This is a genomic window from Chloracidobacterium sp. (assembly GCA_016711345.1).
Classification (GTDB): domain Bacteria; phylum Acidobacteriota; class Blastocatellia; order Pyrinomonadales; family Pyrinomonadaceae; genus OLB17.
On sequence record JADJTD010000001.1, the window covers coordinates 779888 to 795363 of the forward strand.

10 protein-coding genes are annotated in these 15476 nt (G+C 49.1%); 3 read left to right on the plus strand and 7 right to left on the minus strand.

Going from position 1 to position 15476, the window contains the following annotated elements:
- Nucleotides 1-196: 196 nt before the first annotated feature.
- Nucleotides 197-622, minus strand: a complete 426-nt coding sequence (locus IPL32_03300) for a hypothetical protein (GenBank protein MBK8464833.1) — start codon at nt 620-622, stop codon at nt 197-199.
- 8 nt (nt 623-630) lie between these two features.
- Complete coding sequence (gene dusB, locus IPL32_03305) at nt 631-1695, minus strand: tRNA dihydrouridine synthase DusB (GenBank protein ID MBK8464834.1); 1065 nt, start codon at nt 1693-1695, stop codon at nt 631-633.
- Nucleotides 1696-1978: 283 nt separating this feature from the next.
- Here dusB and IPL32_03310 point away from each other — a divergent pair, with 283 nt between their 5' ends.
- A complete protein-coding gene (locus IPL32_03310; protein MBK8464835.1) occupies nt 1979-5032 on the plus strand; it encodes a TonB-dependent receptor in 3054 nt (1017 codons plus the stop codon).
- 82 nt (nt 5033-5114) lie between these two features.
- Here the strand turns inward: IPL32_03310 and IPL32_03315 are convergent, their stop codons facing one another.
- The 3 genes from IPL32_03315 to IPL32_03325 all read right to left on the minus strand — a co-directional run bounded on the left by IPL32_03315 (nt 5115) and on the right by IPL32_03325 (nt 8467).
- Nucleotides 5115-5639, minus strand: coding sequence for a DUF4920 domain-containing protein (locus IPL32_03315; protein MBK8464836.1), 525 nt, complete (start codon nt 5637-5639; stop codon nt 5115-5117).
- A gap of 50 nt (nt 5640-5689) precedes the next feature.
- Nucleotides 5690-7348: an amidohydrolase gene (locus tag IPL32_03320; protein ID MBK8464837.1), complete on the minus strand. Its 1659-nt coding sequence runs from the start codon at nt 7346-7348 to the stop codon at nt 5690-5692.
- Nucleotides 7349-7723: 375 nt separating this feature from the next.
- Nucleotides 7724-8467 (minus strand): hypothetical protein, encoded by a 744-nt coding sequence (locus IPL32_03325; GenBank protein MBK8464838.1) that lies wholly within the window; start codon nt 8465-8467, stop codon nt 7724-7726.
- A gap of 142 nt (nt 8468-8609) precedes the next feature.
- Here IPL32_03325 and IPL32_03330 point away from each other — a divergent pair, with 142 nt between their 5' ends.
- On the plus strand, nt 8610-10148 hold the full coding sequence (locus tag IPL32_03330) for a hypothetical protein (protein MBK8464839.1): 1539 nt from the start codon (nt 8610-8612) through the stop codon (nt 10146-10148).
- Here the strand turns inward: IPL32_03330 and IPL32_03335 are convergent.
- Both IPL32_03335 and IPL32_03340 read right to left on the minus strand, forming a co-directional pair.
- Nucleotides 10145-10924: a hypothetical protein gene (locus IPL32_03335; protein MBK8464840.1), complete on the minus strand. Its 780-nt coding sequence runs from the start codon at nt 10922-10924 to the stop codon at nt 10145-10147. The genes IPL32_03330 and IPL32_03335 overlap by 4 nt on opposite strands.
- A 6-nt stretch (nt 10925-10930) precedes the next feature.
- Nucleotides 10931-11563 carry a sigma-70 family RNA polymerase sigma factor gene (locus tag IPL32_03340; protein ID MBK8464841.1) on the minus strand — a complete coding sequence of 211 codons (633 nt, stop codon included), beginning with the start codon at nt 11561-11563 and terminating at the stop codon, nt 10931-10933.
- Between the two features lie 266 nt (nt 11564-11829).
- On the opposite strand from IPL32_03340, the gene IPL32_03345 reads away from it, so the two are divergent.
- Nucleotides 11830-15450, plus strand: coding sequence for a hypothetical protein (locus tag IPL32_03345; GenBank protein MBK8464842.1), 3621 nt, complete (start codon nt 11830-11832; stop codon nt 15448-15450).
- Nucleotides 15451-15476 lie beyond the last annotated feature (26 nt).

The window sequence follows — 15476 nt, forward strand, 5'->3', positions numbered from 1 at the left end:
TTTAAGGGTTGTAAGACATTGTAAGACAGTTTTTTTTAAAAATAGTGGAACGCAGGCAAAAAACAGGCATTAAGTTTACTGTTATCAATAGTTTACAGCGTTCCACATGCAGGTGGAATGCAGGTGGAACGGTGCGGAACGCGGAACGGAGAATTTCTAACAAATTCTTAGTTGAAAACTGATATTGTCCAGTGTTTTAACGGAGTATCTCGTTTATCGCCGATTCAAATATCTCAAGCTTGCGTTTTGTGCGTTTCACTTCGGCATGTTCCTGATTGAGGCTTCGCTGCAGCCGCCCGAGCTCGGTCTGGAGCGTCGCCTGTTGAACAAGCAATTTGCCCAGCGCCAACGTCAACTTCCCTGTTTCCGCGGGCTTCACGGCAAATATACGCTCCATTGACTTGTTGATAGCGGCCAATTCGGTGCGCAGGTCAAGTATCTTCGGATGAGCCTCAGTAAAATCGGCGATCAGTGCCTCAAGATCGGCCTGAAGCTCGGTCTTGCGCAGCAAAACCTCGGAGTAAGCTGCTGACGAACGTATCGGCCCAGCCTCCTGCGAAAACGCCGCCGAAACACCAATAAGTACAAGGAAAATCACGAAAATTGATCTTTGAAAATTCATATATACACCTACACCGTGGCTACCGCAGCTTCGCAAGAGTCAAATTCCAGATCGCTGTCACTTTCGGCCTCGACAACACCGTCACCAAACGTTTCCCGACTCTTCAAAGTCTCGAAATAGACCTGAATATTGTCGAGAATTTCCTCAGCCGAATGCGAATGATAAAGCGTCTGACGAAATTGAGCTCCGCCGACAAGCCCTTTTGTAAACTGGCCCGCAAGCTGTTTCATCTTGCCCAGAGAGACGATCTCAGGCATCTCTTCGCGGCACATCGAAAAGAATTCGAGCAGCACATCTTTTTTCTCCTGCAAGTCAGGCTGATAAGGCTCGCGCCCGTTTATAACATCATTAAACTGGCGAAATATCCAAGGATTCTGCATCGCTCCGCGGCCGATCAGAATGCCGTCAGTTCCCGCCTCGCTCCAGCGATTCATTCCGTATTCAAGCGTCGTGATATCGCCATTGCCCGAAACCGGAATACTCACTGCCTCTTTGACCTGTTTGATAAGGTCCCAGTTCGCAAGGCCTTTGTAACCCTGATCGCGAGTGCGTCCGTGAACCTGGATATGCTCAACACCGCACTGCTCGGCCATTTTGGCTACGTCAACGACATTTATCGTCGATTCTGTATAGCCTGTACGAAGTTTTAGAGTCAGCGGGATCGTGATCGTTTTCTTGATCTGTGTCAGGATCGTCTCAAGCAGCGGCAGATCGCGAAGCAATCCCGAACCGCCTCCGTTCTTAACGACCTTTGGAGCCGGGCAGCCGCAATTGACATCGAGAATGTCGGCACCGACTTCCTGTGCCATCTCGGCACCCATCGCCATTCGATCGGCCTTTCCGCCGAAGATCTGCACGGCAAAAGGCCGCTCTTCCTCGTCGAAACGCATCTGGCGTTTCGATTTTGGATTGTGCCGCGTCAGGCCTTCGACCGAGATAAACTCAGACACGACCAGCCCAACACCGCCGCGACGCTTTATAAGTCGGCGAAATGTAAAATCCGTCACTCCCGCCATCGGCGAAAGAATGAGCGGCGGATCGATGTCGATATTTCTGATCTTAAAAGGCTTCATCGGCAAAACGAGATTTTACCATATGAGTCCATTGTTAGGATGTTTTTTGATATTTATGTAAGGTCGCCAAAATCTAAAAATTTAATGTGGTTTCATTTGTAAATCACGCAGACCCGAATTATAATTCGCGTGTCTTCATTTGCGTGACACGATTTTAGAAAATGGCTCGATGTTAGCAATGAGAAACTCGCGTTCTAGTTTTCCAGAATTTCAATCTTAATTTTCAACTCCGGGCGAAGCTTTGCTTTGTCCGGTTGTTCAACCATATCTGAGGAGAAAAATGATGTCTATCAAACTTGATACATGGTTACGAATAGGGTTTTCCGTAATCCTATTGTCGATGTGTACTCTGGGCGTTTTTGCTCAGGACATCACGTCGGGAACGATCCAAGGAACTGTTTCGGATGAGCAAGGTGCCGTCGTCGGCGGTGCGACCGTCGAAGCCAAAAATACTGCAACTAATTTTTCAAGATCATTTACGACTGAGTCCGACGGGCGTTTTGTGTTTTTATCAATGCCGTCTGGGCCATATGTCGTATCGGTCACAAAACAAGGCTTCGCCAAACTGATACAAGAAAATGTTCAACTTACGGTTGGACGCGTGATCTCACTGGATATCGGCTTAAGGGTTTCCGGTGTAAGCGGCGAGGTAACCGTCACAACCTCTCCGGTTATCGATACCGTTAAGACGGAATCCAGTACGACGATAAATGAGAAAGCTATCGAAAATACTCCGATCTTAGGCAGAAAATTTGAAGACCTCCTTACGCTCACTCCCGGCGTCAGCATTACACAAGGGCCCGATGGTGACGAGATCAACTTTGCAGGCCAACGCGGTGTTTTCAACAACGTCAGCCTTGACGGCGGCGATTACAACAACGGGTTCTTCGGCGAACAGGCCGGCGGACAACGCGCCGCTATCGATATTACATTGGACGCGGTTAAGGAATTTCAGGTGATCGCTACCGGCGCAAATGCTGAGTACGGCCGATCAGCCGGCGGTATTATAAACGTGATCACCAAATCAGGTACGAACGACGTACACGGCAGCGTCTTTGGATATTTTCGGCACAGAGCATTGTCCTCAAACACATCTGACGGCAAGGAACTAAAGGATTTCCATCGTGAGCAGTTTGGCGGAACCGTAGGCGGCCCGATCAAGCGGGACAAAGCCTTTTTCTTCTTTGCATATGAAGGTATCAGGGACAATCTCACCCGGCCTAATCTGGGTGAGCAAGTTGGATCGACGCCGTGCGCCGTACAGTCGCCGACGGTTCAGTTGAACGAAGCTTTGATCATCAGCAACCCAGATTGCCAAAGATTGGCTTTGATCGATTTCATCCAATCGTCGCGCGGACAAGATGAAAGCTTGCCGGTCACGCGTAAAATACAGAATTCCGCATTCCTCGGAAAAATAGATGTTGATCTCAATTCAAGTAACAAATTGGGTGCTTCATTTAACTTCGATCATTCGAAAAACACAAATCAGACATTTGACGTTCCTACCTACGGCACATCTGCCAATGGAACAGAGGGACCGTCAAAAATAAGTGTTTTCAATTTCAATCTTTTCACCACAATTTCACCGACAACGGTGAACGAAGCTCACTTCACATATTCACGCGAAAAGCGTCCACGATCGGCAACTAACTCGAATATTCCTGCGGATACCGCGATGGGATTTGGAACAACCTTCCGCTTCGGAAATCCATTCTTCCTACAGCCGGGCGTCGATGAGGTCTTTTGGCGAACACAAATTCGCGACAGCGTCTCCATGGTTAAAGGCAGTCACAATATTAAGTTGGGCGGCGAATGGCTGCACAGCCTTAACGACCAGGTATTTCGCGGATTCTTTACCGGACGATACATCTTTGACAGCGTAAACGGATTTATCCGTTATGCATCGACTCCTGCAGCAAATGGTTTTGGGCCTGATGCGATGCTTTGTTCGGGTGGTTCGTGGATAACAATGGGTGCCCCGTTTAACCAAACTTGTCCCGGAGTGGAAACTTCAGCGACGCCATTGCTGCTCTTCCTGCAAGGAGCCGGGCGCAACGGCCCCGCAACCGATGCCGCCGGAGCCTCGAATATTAAGAATGAGGACTACGCTCTGTTCATACAAGACCGTTGGCAAGTTACAAAGAATCTCACTTTGAACTACGGCTTGCGTTGGGAGGCCCAAATCTTTCCGGAAGTAACGGTCAGCCCGGCTGATACCGCTTACGGTATATTTCTAAATGATGCGCGGTTTACATCGGATGGAACTCTGCCGAGCGATAAAAAGATGTTTCAACCGCGTATGGGTTTCGCCTGGGACGTTGCCGGAAACGGACGCTCGCTGATCCGTGCAAGTTTTGGTATTTATAATGGCCGCCAAAATATGTTGTCGCAGGTCGGCTCCATCACGACAAACGGTGTCCAGCAGCAGACCATCGCCGGCGGTCAGTTTGCAAATCCGACGGTTCGCCCGCCATGGCCCGGACTTGTAACACCGTCCGCAAGTTCGTGTACGTCCGGAGCAGTCACAAACCCGTTCCCGTGTTTTAGCGGTGTTCGGGTATTCGACCGTGACTACCGAAATCCGCGCATCTACACATTCAACGCCGCTTATGAACAGGAGATCGCTCCCGAATGGGCAATGTACGTGGATTATACGTACTCAAAGGGAACGCGTCTGACGCGCTTCCTGAATTACGGACGCACCGGTTGGTTTGCTCCGTTTCTTGGCGACGCCTTCTTTACGACATCGATCGGCAGATCGGAATATCACGGAGTCACTGCCGGCCTGCGAAAGCGTTTCAGCAACAAGTATCAGATGGAGGCAAACTATGTCTGGTCGCGTGATAAGGATGACGATTCCAACGAACGTGACCCTTTTACGGATCGTTCATTTGACGTTCTAAATCCGGGGTTGGATTACGGGCTCTCGGATCGAGACATCCCGCATAAGTTCAATCTGTTTGGTTTCTTTGAGCTGCCGTGGAAATTTGAATTCGTTCCGCGCATTCAGGCCCGTGCCGCCCAACCTGCTACGCCGTCCACTCTGGCCTTGGTCGGAACTGACAGGACGAACCGCAACACGCTCCGCAAGGACAATAAATTCACCTCGTTCGACTGGCGGTTGTCGCGGGTTTTCAACATCAACGAAAAGGTCGCGTTGATCCCGCAGATTGAAATGTTCAACACATTCAACTCGGACAATTTTGTTAACTCGTCCTTTCTTCCGGGAAATCAAAGTTCACTGACCGCACCAAGCCTCTTTAATTTTGACGGCTACCTGCGTCAGGGCATCGGCGACCCGAGACAAATGCAGCTTTCTGTAAGGCTGAGATTTTAACTCTGACTAAAAGCTAAATACACGAAAACGCGAAACACACTAAATTAGTCTGTTTCGCGTTTTCCTCATAAATACGTTTAGTCTACTTGCCTTGCTTGAGTTCAATTCCGCTAGCTTCAAACGAAACCTCAGTTACTGTGCCGTCGGCGTTGCGGTTGGCGAATTTCGCTCCGTCTTCTTCGATCATGTGATCGACCATTGCTTTGGTGAGCGTTTTTACCTGAAAAACGCCTTCAGCGCGTGCCTTAGCACCGGCAGATTCAAGCGGGATAAAGAAAGCATGATCTTTCATCTTCACACGAACGCTCTTGCCGTCTTTTTTCTCAGCCATTTCTGCCCAGCAGCCTTCCATCTTGCACGAACGCACGATCACGCCTTCGACACGGACGGTCTTATCCGCAAATTTCGCCGGGTCTGCGAGCGCCTTTTCAAGCGAAACTTTTTTTGACTTCCCTATCGGCGCACCACGTTTCAAATAACTGTCAGACGGAATCGCCGCCGTCTTGTCAGCTTCCGTAGGCTTCGCTTTTTCTTTCATTCCTTCTTGGGCAATAGCCGAAAATGAAAGTGCAAGAATAATAAGTGCCAAATTGATAAATAATTTCATAGTTCTCTCCATATAAATAAAGGGATCTTTCGAGTATAACAAAGACATTGTCATTTTGCCTCGAATACAACTTTACCGTCAATAATGGTCGTCAAAACCTTTGCTGTTCCGATCTTGGTAGCGTCGATCGTAAAAATATCATCCGAAATGATAATAAGATCGGCAAGTTTTCCAATTTCGAGCGTGCCTTTTTCATTCTCTTGAAATTCGGCATATGCCGAGCCGTAGGTGAAGGCTCGGACCGCCTCGTCAACGGTAATTTTTTGCTCAGGTATCCAGCCGTTAGGATTCTTGTCGTCGAGCGTTCGGCGAGTGACTGCGGCGTAGATGCCAATTAAGGGGTTTAACGGAGCAACGGGCGAATCGGAACCAAACGCAAGAACAGCGCCGCTATCGAGCAGGCTGCGAAATGCATAAGTTCCCTTCAAGCGTTTTTCGTCGAGCCTCTTCCATGCCCAGCGTCCGTCGTCGATTGCGTGAAACGGCTGCATCGACGCGACGACCTTCAACTTACCAAAACGCTGAATTTCCGACTGCCGAAGGTGCTGCGCGTGTTCGATGCGAAAGCGGCGGTCACTTGGGCCGTTCACGTTTTGGGTTGTTTCATAAACGTCGAGAATAGCCCGATTCGCACGGTCGCCGATAGCGTGGAGCATTACTTGTAGTCCTGCCTTATCCGCGGCTGCAACATCTGCCGGGATTCGTGCAAAGTCCTCGCCCGCTAATCCCGTGGATTTAGGGTCGTCGAGGTAAGGATCAAAAAACCACGCAGTGGTTGAACCTAAACTGCCGTCGGCATAGTTTTTCAAGCATCCAACGCGAACCATGCCATCGCCAAAAGAATGACGCACTCCGAGGTCAGCTAAACTCTTGTAATCCGAAAGTTTGATGCAGTCATAGACGCGCGTTTTTAGCTCACCTCTCCGCATCAGTTCCTGATACACGCCGACATCAGTCCCGAAAGTCATATCCTGTACGCTTGTAACGCCGAGCGATGCAGCGTGCTCAGTCGCTGCTCGGCCTATGTCAAGTTTTTCTGCGAACGAAGGTTCAGGGATGATCTTCTCAAAATAGTTCTCCGCCGCGTCCTTGAAAATACCGGTCGGATTGCCCGCGGCGTCACGGACTATCATGCCGCCGGCGACGTCCTTTGTCTCACGGTTCATACCGGCAAGCTTCATCGCAACGCTGTTTGCAAGCGACATGTGGCCGTCGAGCCTACGAACATAAACTGGATTGTCAGGCGTTACCGCGTCGATCATCGCCGCTGTCGGCAAGTTGTTCGGCGTCCAGTTCTCATGATCCCAACTGCCGCCTGTGATCCAGCGCCCTTTTGGCAGCTTTGCCGCAAAATCCTTTATCCGTCGGACAAATTCTTCCGGCGACTTTGCATCGCGAAGGTCAACCGATGAAAGCTGCAAACCGGTCACCATAAAATGCACATGCGCATCATTGAACCCCGGCAGAACGAGTTTGCCTTTCGCATCTATAACACGCGTCTTCGGCCCGATCAGCGGTCTCGTATCCGTATCAGAACCAACTGCGATAATCTTGCCGTTCAACACCGCAATTGAGCGAACAACGGTTCGCTTTGCATCCATTGTCCGGATGTTGCCGTTGGTTATGACCAGATCGGCTGTGACGGTTTGGCCGAAGGCCTGCGCCGCATAAATAACAATTGCGATGATGATGAAGATCTTTTTAATCATTTTAAGTCGTTGTTCTGGCATTATAAATTTCGCGGGCTCATAACAAAATACTCTCATGCTAAATTTGGACGATGTCAACAAATGTCACATTGTGTCACACAAAATCATGCCGTTTTTCCCTGTAAGCTTTTGCAAATATGTCACTTATGCGTTTCACGTGAACTTTGGTGCTGTCCGGTCTGTCCGGCGTTGTCCGGAGACGATACCGGACACTGTAATTGTTGATAATACTATAGTTACAGTCATATTTTTAGCGTGTCCGGCAGTTTTTACAAAAAAACTTTGTCACATTTCTCCCGTCTGCTGTGAATGTGAAAAGCATAACATAAATTTCATTGGTTGTCAAGATTTTTATGTATGAAACGCCAAGTAACATTACCATCCCGTCACAAGAAGATTCTGAGCCGATCTCTGACTTATTTTCTGATATTTGGCGTAGGCGGCGGCTCCACGAACACGAACCTCTTGTGGGCTTTCGTTTCTAATCCAGCCCTCGATAGCATCGTGCAAAATGTACGCCTCCGGAGCCATAAGATTGGTCGTCCAAAGGAGAGGTTCAGCTCCGGTATTTTTTAGATGTTTTGAAAAATAATTCCGACTTGCACAAGCGAGAATTATTGCTTCTCTTTTCTCATCGTCATGTTTCTTGGGCGATGCGTTAAGCTCGAAATCCATCAGACCGTTATGACCCACAAAAGCAATCAAATCGGCACTTCCCATGATCTGCAACCGCAAATCCGATAATTGGACATTTTCAAGCTGAATTCCCGAAGCAGATGAGAGGAAATCATTGATCGTCTCTCTCATCTTACTTCCAAGATATGCGTCAGCAACAAGATAAACATTTTCGACTTTGTGTTTGAAGACAACTCTCTCTAAAACATTAGGTTTCGGATTTTGAAATTCCCCCAGCTTTTGCCAATTCTTGCTCTTTGAGAAAAACGTCTTTACGCCGTAACCAGCTCCCCAGTAAAGATTGCCTTGAGGATCTTCGCCGTTTCCCAAATGCGCCGGAACTGGCACAATTCCCTGATTTTCGTTATCGCACAATGCGACCACTACATGAATGACACGTCCGGTATTTCTAATTTTCGCAATCGGGCTGGGTTCTAAATCTATTACATCTTGAACTGCTGTTTCCGGCATCTGTACTCTTGCACAGCTAAAAACACACAATGCATATACCACAATCAAAGCCGGAAACCATTTGTTTGACATCACTGCAACCTTTAACCAAAATTGTTTCGAGATGATAATAGCAATGAAACATAACCGTAACCAGATGTTGGGCGTCATATTGACCGCAGCGATGTTCGTACTAGCCGCATCAAGCTCCATAGTTGGACAATCGCCGTCAAAAATCTTGAAACAAGCCGAAAAAGCTCTCGGCGGCAAGGCGTTGCAATCGGTTAGATCTGTTTCAAAGACCGGAACCATCACACGCCTTGGCGACGGCGCAACGGGTCAATACGTCAGCCAAACTTCCCTTCCAAATCTGCTCAATGTCAATTACGATGTTGGCGGTTTCGAGGTTGAGACCGGTTACAACGGGCGTTCGTCGTGGTCGCGGAATTCGCGTGACGGTTTGCAAACGCTGACCGGAAAGTCCAGCGTCGATCTTCAGGCAAAGGCCTTGTTTAGAAACAACCTCTGGCGCAATCTCAAAAACGAAAAGTCAAAGATCACTTCCGGCGGCCAGGCTGTCGTTGACAGCAAACCTACAAACGTCGTCGTCATAACAACTCAAAAAGGCGTCGTTATCAAACTCTATTTCGACACAACGACCGGACTGCTCTTGCGCGACGAGATTCCGAATGGCGATTCGCTCGAAGTTTCAGACTACAGCGATTATCGCGACGTGAACGGAACCAAACAGCCATTCGCCACCCGTTTTGCGATTGCCGATCAGGTTTATGAGGTCAAACTCGACAGCGTCAAGATCAATGAAACAATCGCTCGTTCGGAATTCGATTTCCCTGTGGTGTCGAATGAGCCTTTGCCCGACATACCGGCGCTGCTTCAGGAAGTGCAGGCGAACGAGGATAAAGTCGAGCAAATTCTGGACAGCTACTCCTTCAACCAAAAGACCATCATGCGCGAACTCGGAAAGGACGGCATCCTTCGAGAGAAAGAATCGGAAACCAACCAGCTCACCTTTTATAAGGGCTATCGCATCAAACGCCTCATCGAAAAGAACGGCAAACCTCTGAACGAAAAAGACCAGGCCAACGCCGATAAGGACGCTGCCAAACAGGTTGAAGAGATCGAAAAAAAGATCGCTAAAGACGAATCTCGTGCCGGCAAGCTCGACTCGAAAGGCGCTCCGTCAGAAGACAGCCGCCGTATTTCTATCGCAGAAGTTTTGCGTGCTTCAAAATTGATAAATCCGAGACGCGAACGTTTTCGGGGACGCGATTGCGTTGTATTCGATTTCGAACCAAATCCTGATTTTGACACTAAGAATGCCAAAAGCGTTTTGAAATTTTTCGGCAAAACGGCAGGCGTAATGTGGATCGACGAGAAGGATAAAGAAGTTGCCCGTATCGAAGCCGTTCTGTTCGAGAGCCTGAACATCGGCGGCGGCGTGCTGGCAAAATTTAAAAAAGGAGCAACGTTTACACTCGATAAAGAACGTATCAACGACGAGATCTGGCTGCCGACACAGGCTGATATCAACTTCTCGCTCCGAGTCCTTCTTGTAAAAGGCATCGATATAAATCAGGTCCAAAAGTTTTACGACTACCGCAAATTCGAGACCGAGGTTAAAGATGCAAAGGTTGACGAAGCGAAAAATCCTTAGGGCTGCAGTTCGATCTGAACGCTCTTTCCGTCACGGCGAACGCGAATGCTCTTGCTACTGAATGGACTCCCAAACGAGTTTTTCTCGGTCAAGATCTGATTGTTTACTGCCTCGACAACGTCACCGATTTTAAGTCCGGAGCGTTGAGCTTTGCTGTTTTGTTTTACATCGCCAACCTTCCACGATGAATCGGAATAAGCTGCATCGACACCGAGCTGCATAAGCAATTCCTTCGTAGAAATACTACGGAGGATCACAACATCTTTCGGCTTCCTGATATCTATCGGCTGGCTAATGCGCCGCGTTACTTCGAAGGAACCATCACCGGAATTTTTCTTAGCGCTTCCTGTAGAAGCAATGAGCTTTTCCGGTAGTGTGATCTTAGATCGTGTATTGGACTCGGGCAGCTTTTCATCTCTTTGCGTAGCCAGGATCATATTTGCCGGAGGCTCGACAACTTGTGTAGTTGCCTGAGCCGGCGGTTCGATATTTGAAACAGGCACCGCCGCTATCGGTTGTGAGGTCGCAACATTGGGAGAATTGATAGCACGAAATCCAAAATAGCCGCCGACAAACAGCAAAAGAACAAGTGGAACTGCATATCGTACCCATGTTGGGAGCAATGATGCACTTTTATCGACGGGACTCCCATTAGCTATCCGAGCCTTAACGTGAAAATCAAAATCGCCGGGAGCTTCGACTCGTTTCATGCTGCCGAGCAGCCGTCTGACCGGATCGTTTTCAATTTCCATTATTTTGTGATCTTCATTTTTCATTATTGTTTATAAATAATGCTGTAATTTTTCTTTTAGCAATCCGCGAGCGCGGCTGATCCTCGATTTTGTCGTGCCAAGCCCTAGTCCCATTATCTCTGCGACCTCGTCATAAGACTTTCCCTCAATATCGCGTAAAATGATCGGCACTCGATACTTTTCCGGCAAAGCTGCGATGGCTGCCGCGATTGTTTGGTCGCGTTCGCCGTCTATCAATTCTGCATCAGGCAAAGGCCGCTTGTCCGGCGGTTGATATTCCGTCGTCTCGTCTCCTTCTGCCTGGAAAAGTCCTGTCAGCGACAACAGTTTTCGTCTCTTCCGTCTACGAATCTCGCTGATCGCAAGATTGGTCGCAATTCGATAGATATAAGTCGAAAACGCAAACTGTGTGTGGTATCGATCTATCGCGAAATAAACCCGCACAAAAGTTTCTTGCGCCAGATCGACGGCCTCTTCATAGTCGTTCAAAAATCTATAGAGATAGTTTGTTATCGGATTCCGATAACGGCTCATTATCTCTGCAAATGCCTGTTCATCGCCGCTTTTTGTGGCCTCGATGAGTGCATGGTCGGACAGTTTTTCCTCAGGCATCCTGGAACGCGTCGCCTCCGTGCCCAAAATTTCGATATTGTCGTGAGCCATACATCCATACTATTTACAACAGAATTTTGCCCAAAATCCAAACCGACTCGTCAATGTAAGGCACGTTTTACGTCAAGATATGTTGCAGAAATACGCTGATTATTATCTTCATATGAGCAAGAATCGCTTATAGAGCACATTTGATACTAATTTCATTGCAATTAGAACGCTAAGGTTATATGTTTTAACTAGAAAAATTCACCACATTTCAACTGCATATTGATCTAATTGCCTTACGATAAGATTACTGCAAGGACTTCTAACCTATGAATAGAAATTGGAAACATCGTAGCTTGTTTTTACTAACAGTATTATTCGCCTTGTCGGGAGTGATCCTTGCTAGTCAGCGATCAGAGGACAACGTTTGGGATCGCGTCGATAAAGCCCAATTGCAGCAACCCGGAATCGACGGCTCCGTTATGCCGAGCAGCTACGAGACGTTTCGCCTTAACAAAGCGACGTTGCGCTTGATCTTGGATCGGGCACCTGAGGAATTTTCCGGCGGGCGAGAGGTAATCTTGAACCTGCCGATGCCTGACGGTTCGTGCAGCCGTTTTCGTATTGAGCATTCGCTTGTTGTAGAACGCGGACTGTTGAAGGATTACCCTGAGCTTGGAGCAACCTATCGCGGGCAGGGTATAGACGATCCAACGGCGACCGTGCGTTTCGATTTTCTTCCGAGCGGCTTTCATTCGATGATCCTCTCACCAAATGGTACGGTCATTGTAAATCCATACTCCTCCAGCGATACAAATAACTACATCAGCTTTTTCAAACGCGATCAGCCAAAGACCGGCGCTTTTGAATGTGAGGTTAAAAGTGATTTGAGCGAACGCGGACTAGAATCTGTTATCAAACCTCGCGATCCTGACAGCACAGATTTTCTGCCAACTGCATCAGCACCGCAGAGTGCTCCTGAAGTATTGTCAGGCACACAACTTCGCACGTACCGCCTTGCACTCGCGGCTAACAACGAATATTGCTCAGCGGTCGGCGGCAATACCGTTGCCGGTTGTTTAGCAGCGCAGGTTGTGGTGATGAACCGTGTGAATGGCGTTTATGAGAGAGATGTTGCGATTCGTATGAATATCATCGCGAACAATAACCTGATCGTCTATGCGGGCAACAATCTGACCTGCCCCGTACCCGGCGGCTCAACTGCATGCACATCTGCGAATGATCCATACTCGAACGATTCATCGGCAATAAACCAAAATACCCCAAATTTGAACACAGTCATCGGCTCGGCCAACTATGACATTGGACACGTTTTCACGACCGGCAGCGGCGGCGTAGCCGGGCTTCAAACACCGTGCAGCGGCAGTAAGGGCGCAGGTACTACGGGTTTAGGCAGTCCGATTGGCGATCCTTTTGCGATCGATTATGTGGCTCACGAAATCGGCCATCAGTTTGGTGCTAATCACACTTTTAACGGAACTTCCGGCAACTGCGGCGGCAATCGGGCCGCTTCGGCAGCCTATGAACCGGGCAGCGGTATCACGATCATGGGATACTCCGGAATCTGCGATGCCCAGGACCTCGCCCCGAACAGCATCGACACTTTTCATGTAAAGAGCCTTGAGGAAATAATTGCGTTCAGCCAAAGCGGTGGTGGAAATTCATGTGCTGCGATTACCGCATCAGGCAACACACTCCCTGTGGTAACCGGACCGGGCAATTTCACAATTCCGAAAAATTCGGCATTTGCTCTCACGGCATCTGCAACCGACGCAAACGGCGATACGTTGACCTACGATTGGGAAGAATACGATTTACAGTCGTCAGGCTCAGGAACCAGCGCAGTGCCGAATACCGATTCAGATGGCATCGCAAAACCGATCTTGAGAACATATTCGCCAACTACAAGCGGAACACGATTTTTCCCGTCACTGACCTATATTCTCAACAATGCAAATGTGCCTCCGTCAACCTACAATTGCGGAGGAAATACTTGTCTGCTAGGCGAACTGCTTCCGGCGATCTCTCGCACGATGCTTTTCAAGGTCGTCGTGCGTGACAATCGTGCCGGAGCAGGAGGAGTTAATTCAAATACAACTTCTACAGTAACCGTTGACGGCGTGAGCGGGCCGTTTACCGTCACATCGCCGAACACTAATGTTTCGTGGGCAGGAAATTCGACTCAGATGGTAACATGGAATGTTGCCGGCACGACCGCCGCTCCTGTAAACGCGGCAAATGTGAGGATCTTATTTTCGAGCAACGGCGGCACGACATTTTCGACCGTTCTGTTGGCAAGCACTGCCAATGATGGCAGCGAGACTGTGACCATTCCTAATACTCCGACGTCACAAGCTCGAATAAAAGTTGAAGCTGTTGGAAATATCTTTTTTGATATTTCCAACACAAACTTTACCGTCACGCTCGGCAGCACACCGACAAATTCTGCAACCGGCACGGCGACAAATACGCCGACCACCACACCAACCAGTACGCCGACACACACGCCAACTCCTCCCGCCGTCGTCATTCCCGTGTCTTTGCCGGCGATCAACGTCGCGCCCGGCTCAACCTTTATAGTTCCTGTGACTGTTGGAGATCTCACAGGCAATGACGTGATCTCCTATGATTTTCATGTTGCATTCGACCCCGAAATCATTCAGCCTGCATCACCCGCATTTGACGTAGCCGGAACGCTGAGCAGCTCGATGTCTATAACCCCGAATACCGACTTTTCCGGCCACCTAATAATCTCAGCCTTTCAGGCACCGAACATGACAGGCTCGGGAACGCTGATTAATCTGAGGTTTGTTGCCTTGGGCGAGCAGGGGCAAACGACGGAACTGGCGTTGGCTGATTACACCGACCCGAACACTGAATTTCACCCGGCGTTTCAATTCAACGAGGGTGTGCCCGGCAGAACAATAACCGACGGCAGCGTAACTGTAAGCGGTTCATCGATCAGCGGAACGGTAACTTATGGCAATGCTGCAGCACCGCCGAAGTACATCTCGAACGCAACTGTTACGGGAAGCGGTTCGCCGATTGTTTCGACGACGACGGCTGCTCCGGGCGGAACTGCTGGGCAATATACGCTGGCCGGATTTGGAGCCGGTTCTTACACAGTCTCATTGTCCAAAACAACAGGCCAAAATGGCATCTCTTCGCTCGATGCGGCAAGAATCGCGCAGCACGTCTCAGGCGCCGTAATTCTAACGGCCAATAACCAGAAAGTCACTGCTGACGTCAGCAATAACGGAACCATTTCATCATTTGACGCCGGACAGATCGCAACGTATGTGGCATCAGGTGCAGGCCCCACAACCGGAATCACCGGAACATGGCGCTTCTTCATTCCGCCCGGCCCGACATTTCCGGTTGGTTCTTCGCCTACGAGCAGGACGTATCCATCCGTGGTAAGCAACCTTACCGGCGAAGACTATGTTGGATTGCTAATGGGCGACGTTTCGGGTAATTGGACGCCGAGCGCAGCAAGGGCTGCGGAGAGATCTCCGTTGACAAACGGAAGTGGGCAGGAGATCGTCGTCGATCTGCCAAAGATCTCAGCCAAGGACGGTGAGATCATTATTCCTGTCAACGTTCAGAGAGCGGCTGATAAAGGCATTATTTCTTATGAGTTCGATCTTCGATACGATCCGGCGGTGATACAACCACAAGCCGATCCCATCGGAATAAAAGGAACTGTGAGCCGAGGGCTTTCCGTCGTCACAAATGCAACCGAACCCGGATTACTAAGAGTAGTAGTTTATGGAGCGATGCCGATAGACGAAAACGGCGTCCTGTTAAATCTCAAATTTACAGCAGTCGGATCGCCAGGCTCAGCCTCGCCGGTTACATTCGAGCGGATAATGTTCAACGAAGGCGAATCGCAAATGATAATAACCAACGGACGCGTAGAGCTGTTCTAAAATGCAAAAGCCCGCACGTCAGTGAG

Excerpts from the sequence above, each read along its gene's own strand:
- IPL32_03320 (MBK8464837.1), bottom strand. The coding sequence starts at position 7,348 with ATGATTAAAAAGATCTTCATCATCATCGCAATTGTTATTTATGCGGCG.
- IPL32_03330 (MBK8464839.1), top strand. The coding sequence starts at position 8,610 with ATGAAACATAACCGTAACCAGATGTTGGGCGTCATATTGACCGCAGCG.
- IPL32_03345 (MBK8464842.1), top strand. The coding sequence starts at position 11,830 with ATGAATAGAAATTGGAAACATCGTAGCTTGTTTTTACTAACAGTATTA.
- IPL32_03315 (MBK8464836.1), bottom strand. The coding sequence starts at position 5,639 with ATGAAATTATTTATCAATTTGGCACTTATTATTCTTGCACTTTCATTT.
- IPL32_03310 (MBK8464835.1), top strand. The coding sequence starts at position 1,979 with ATGTCTATCAAACTTGATACATGGTTACGAATAGGGTTTTCCGTAATC.
- IPL32_03340 (MBK8464841.1), bottom strand. The coding sequence starts at position 11,563 with ATGGCTCACGACAATATCGAAATTTTGGGCACGGAGGCGACGCGTTCC.
- IPL32_03300 (MBK8464833.1), bottom strand. The coding sequence starts at position 622 with ATGAATTTTCAAAGATCAATTTTCGTGATTTTCCTTGTACTTATTGGT.
- dusB (MBK8464834.1), bottom strand. The coding sequence starts at position 1,695 with ATGAAGCCTTTTAAGATCAGAAATATCGACATCGATCCGCCGCTCATT.
- IPL32_03335 (MBK8464840.1), bottom strand. The coding sequence starts at position 10,924 with ATGAAAAATGAAGATCACAAAATAATGGAAATTGAAAACGATCCGGTC.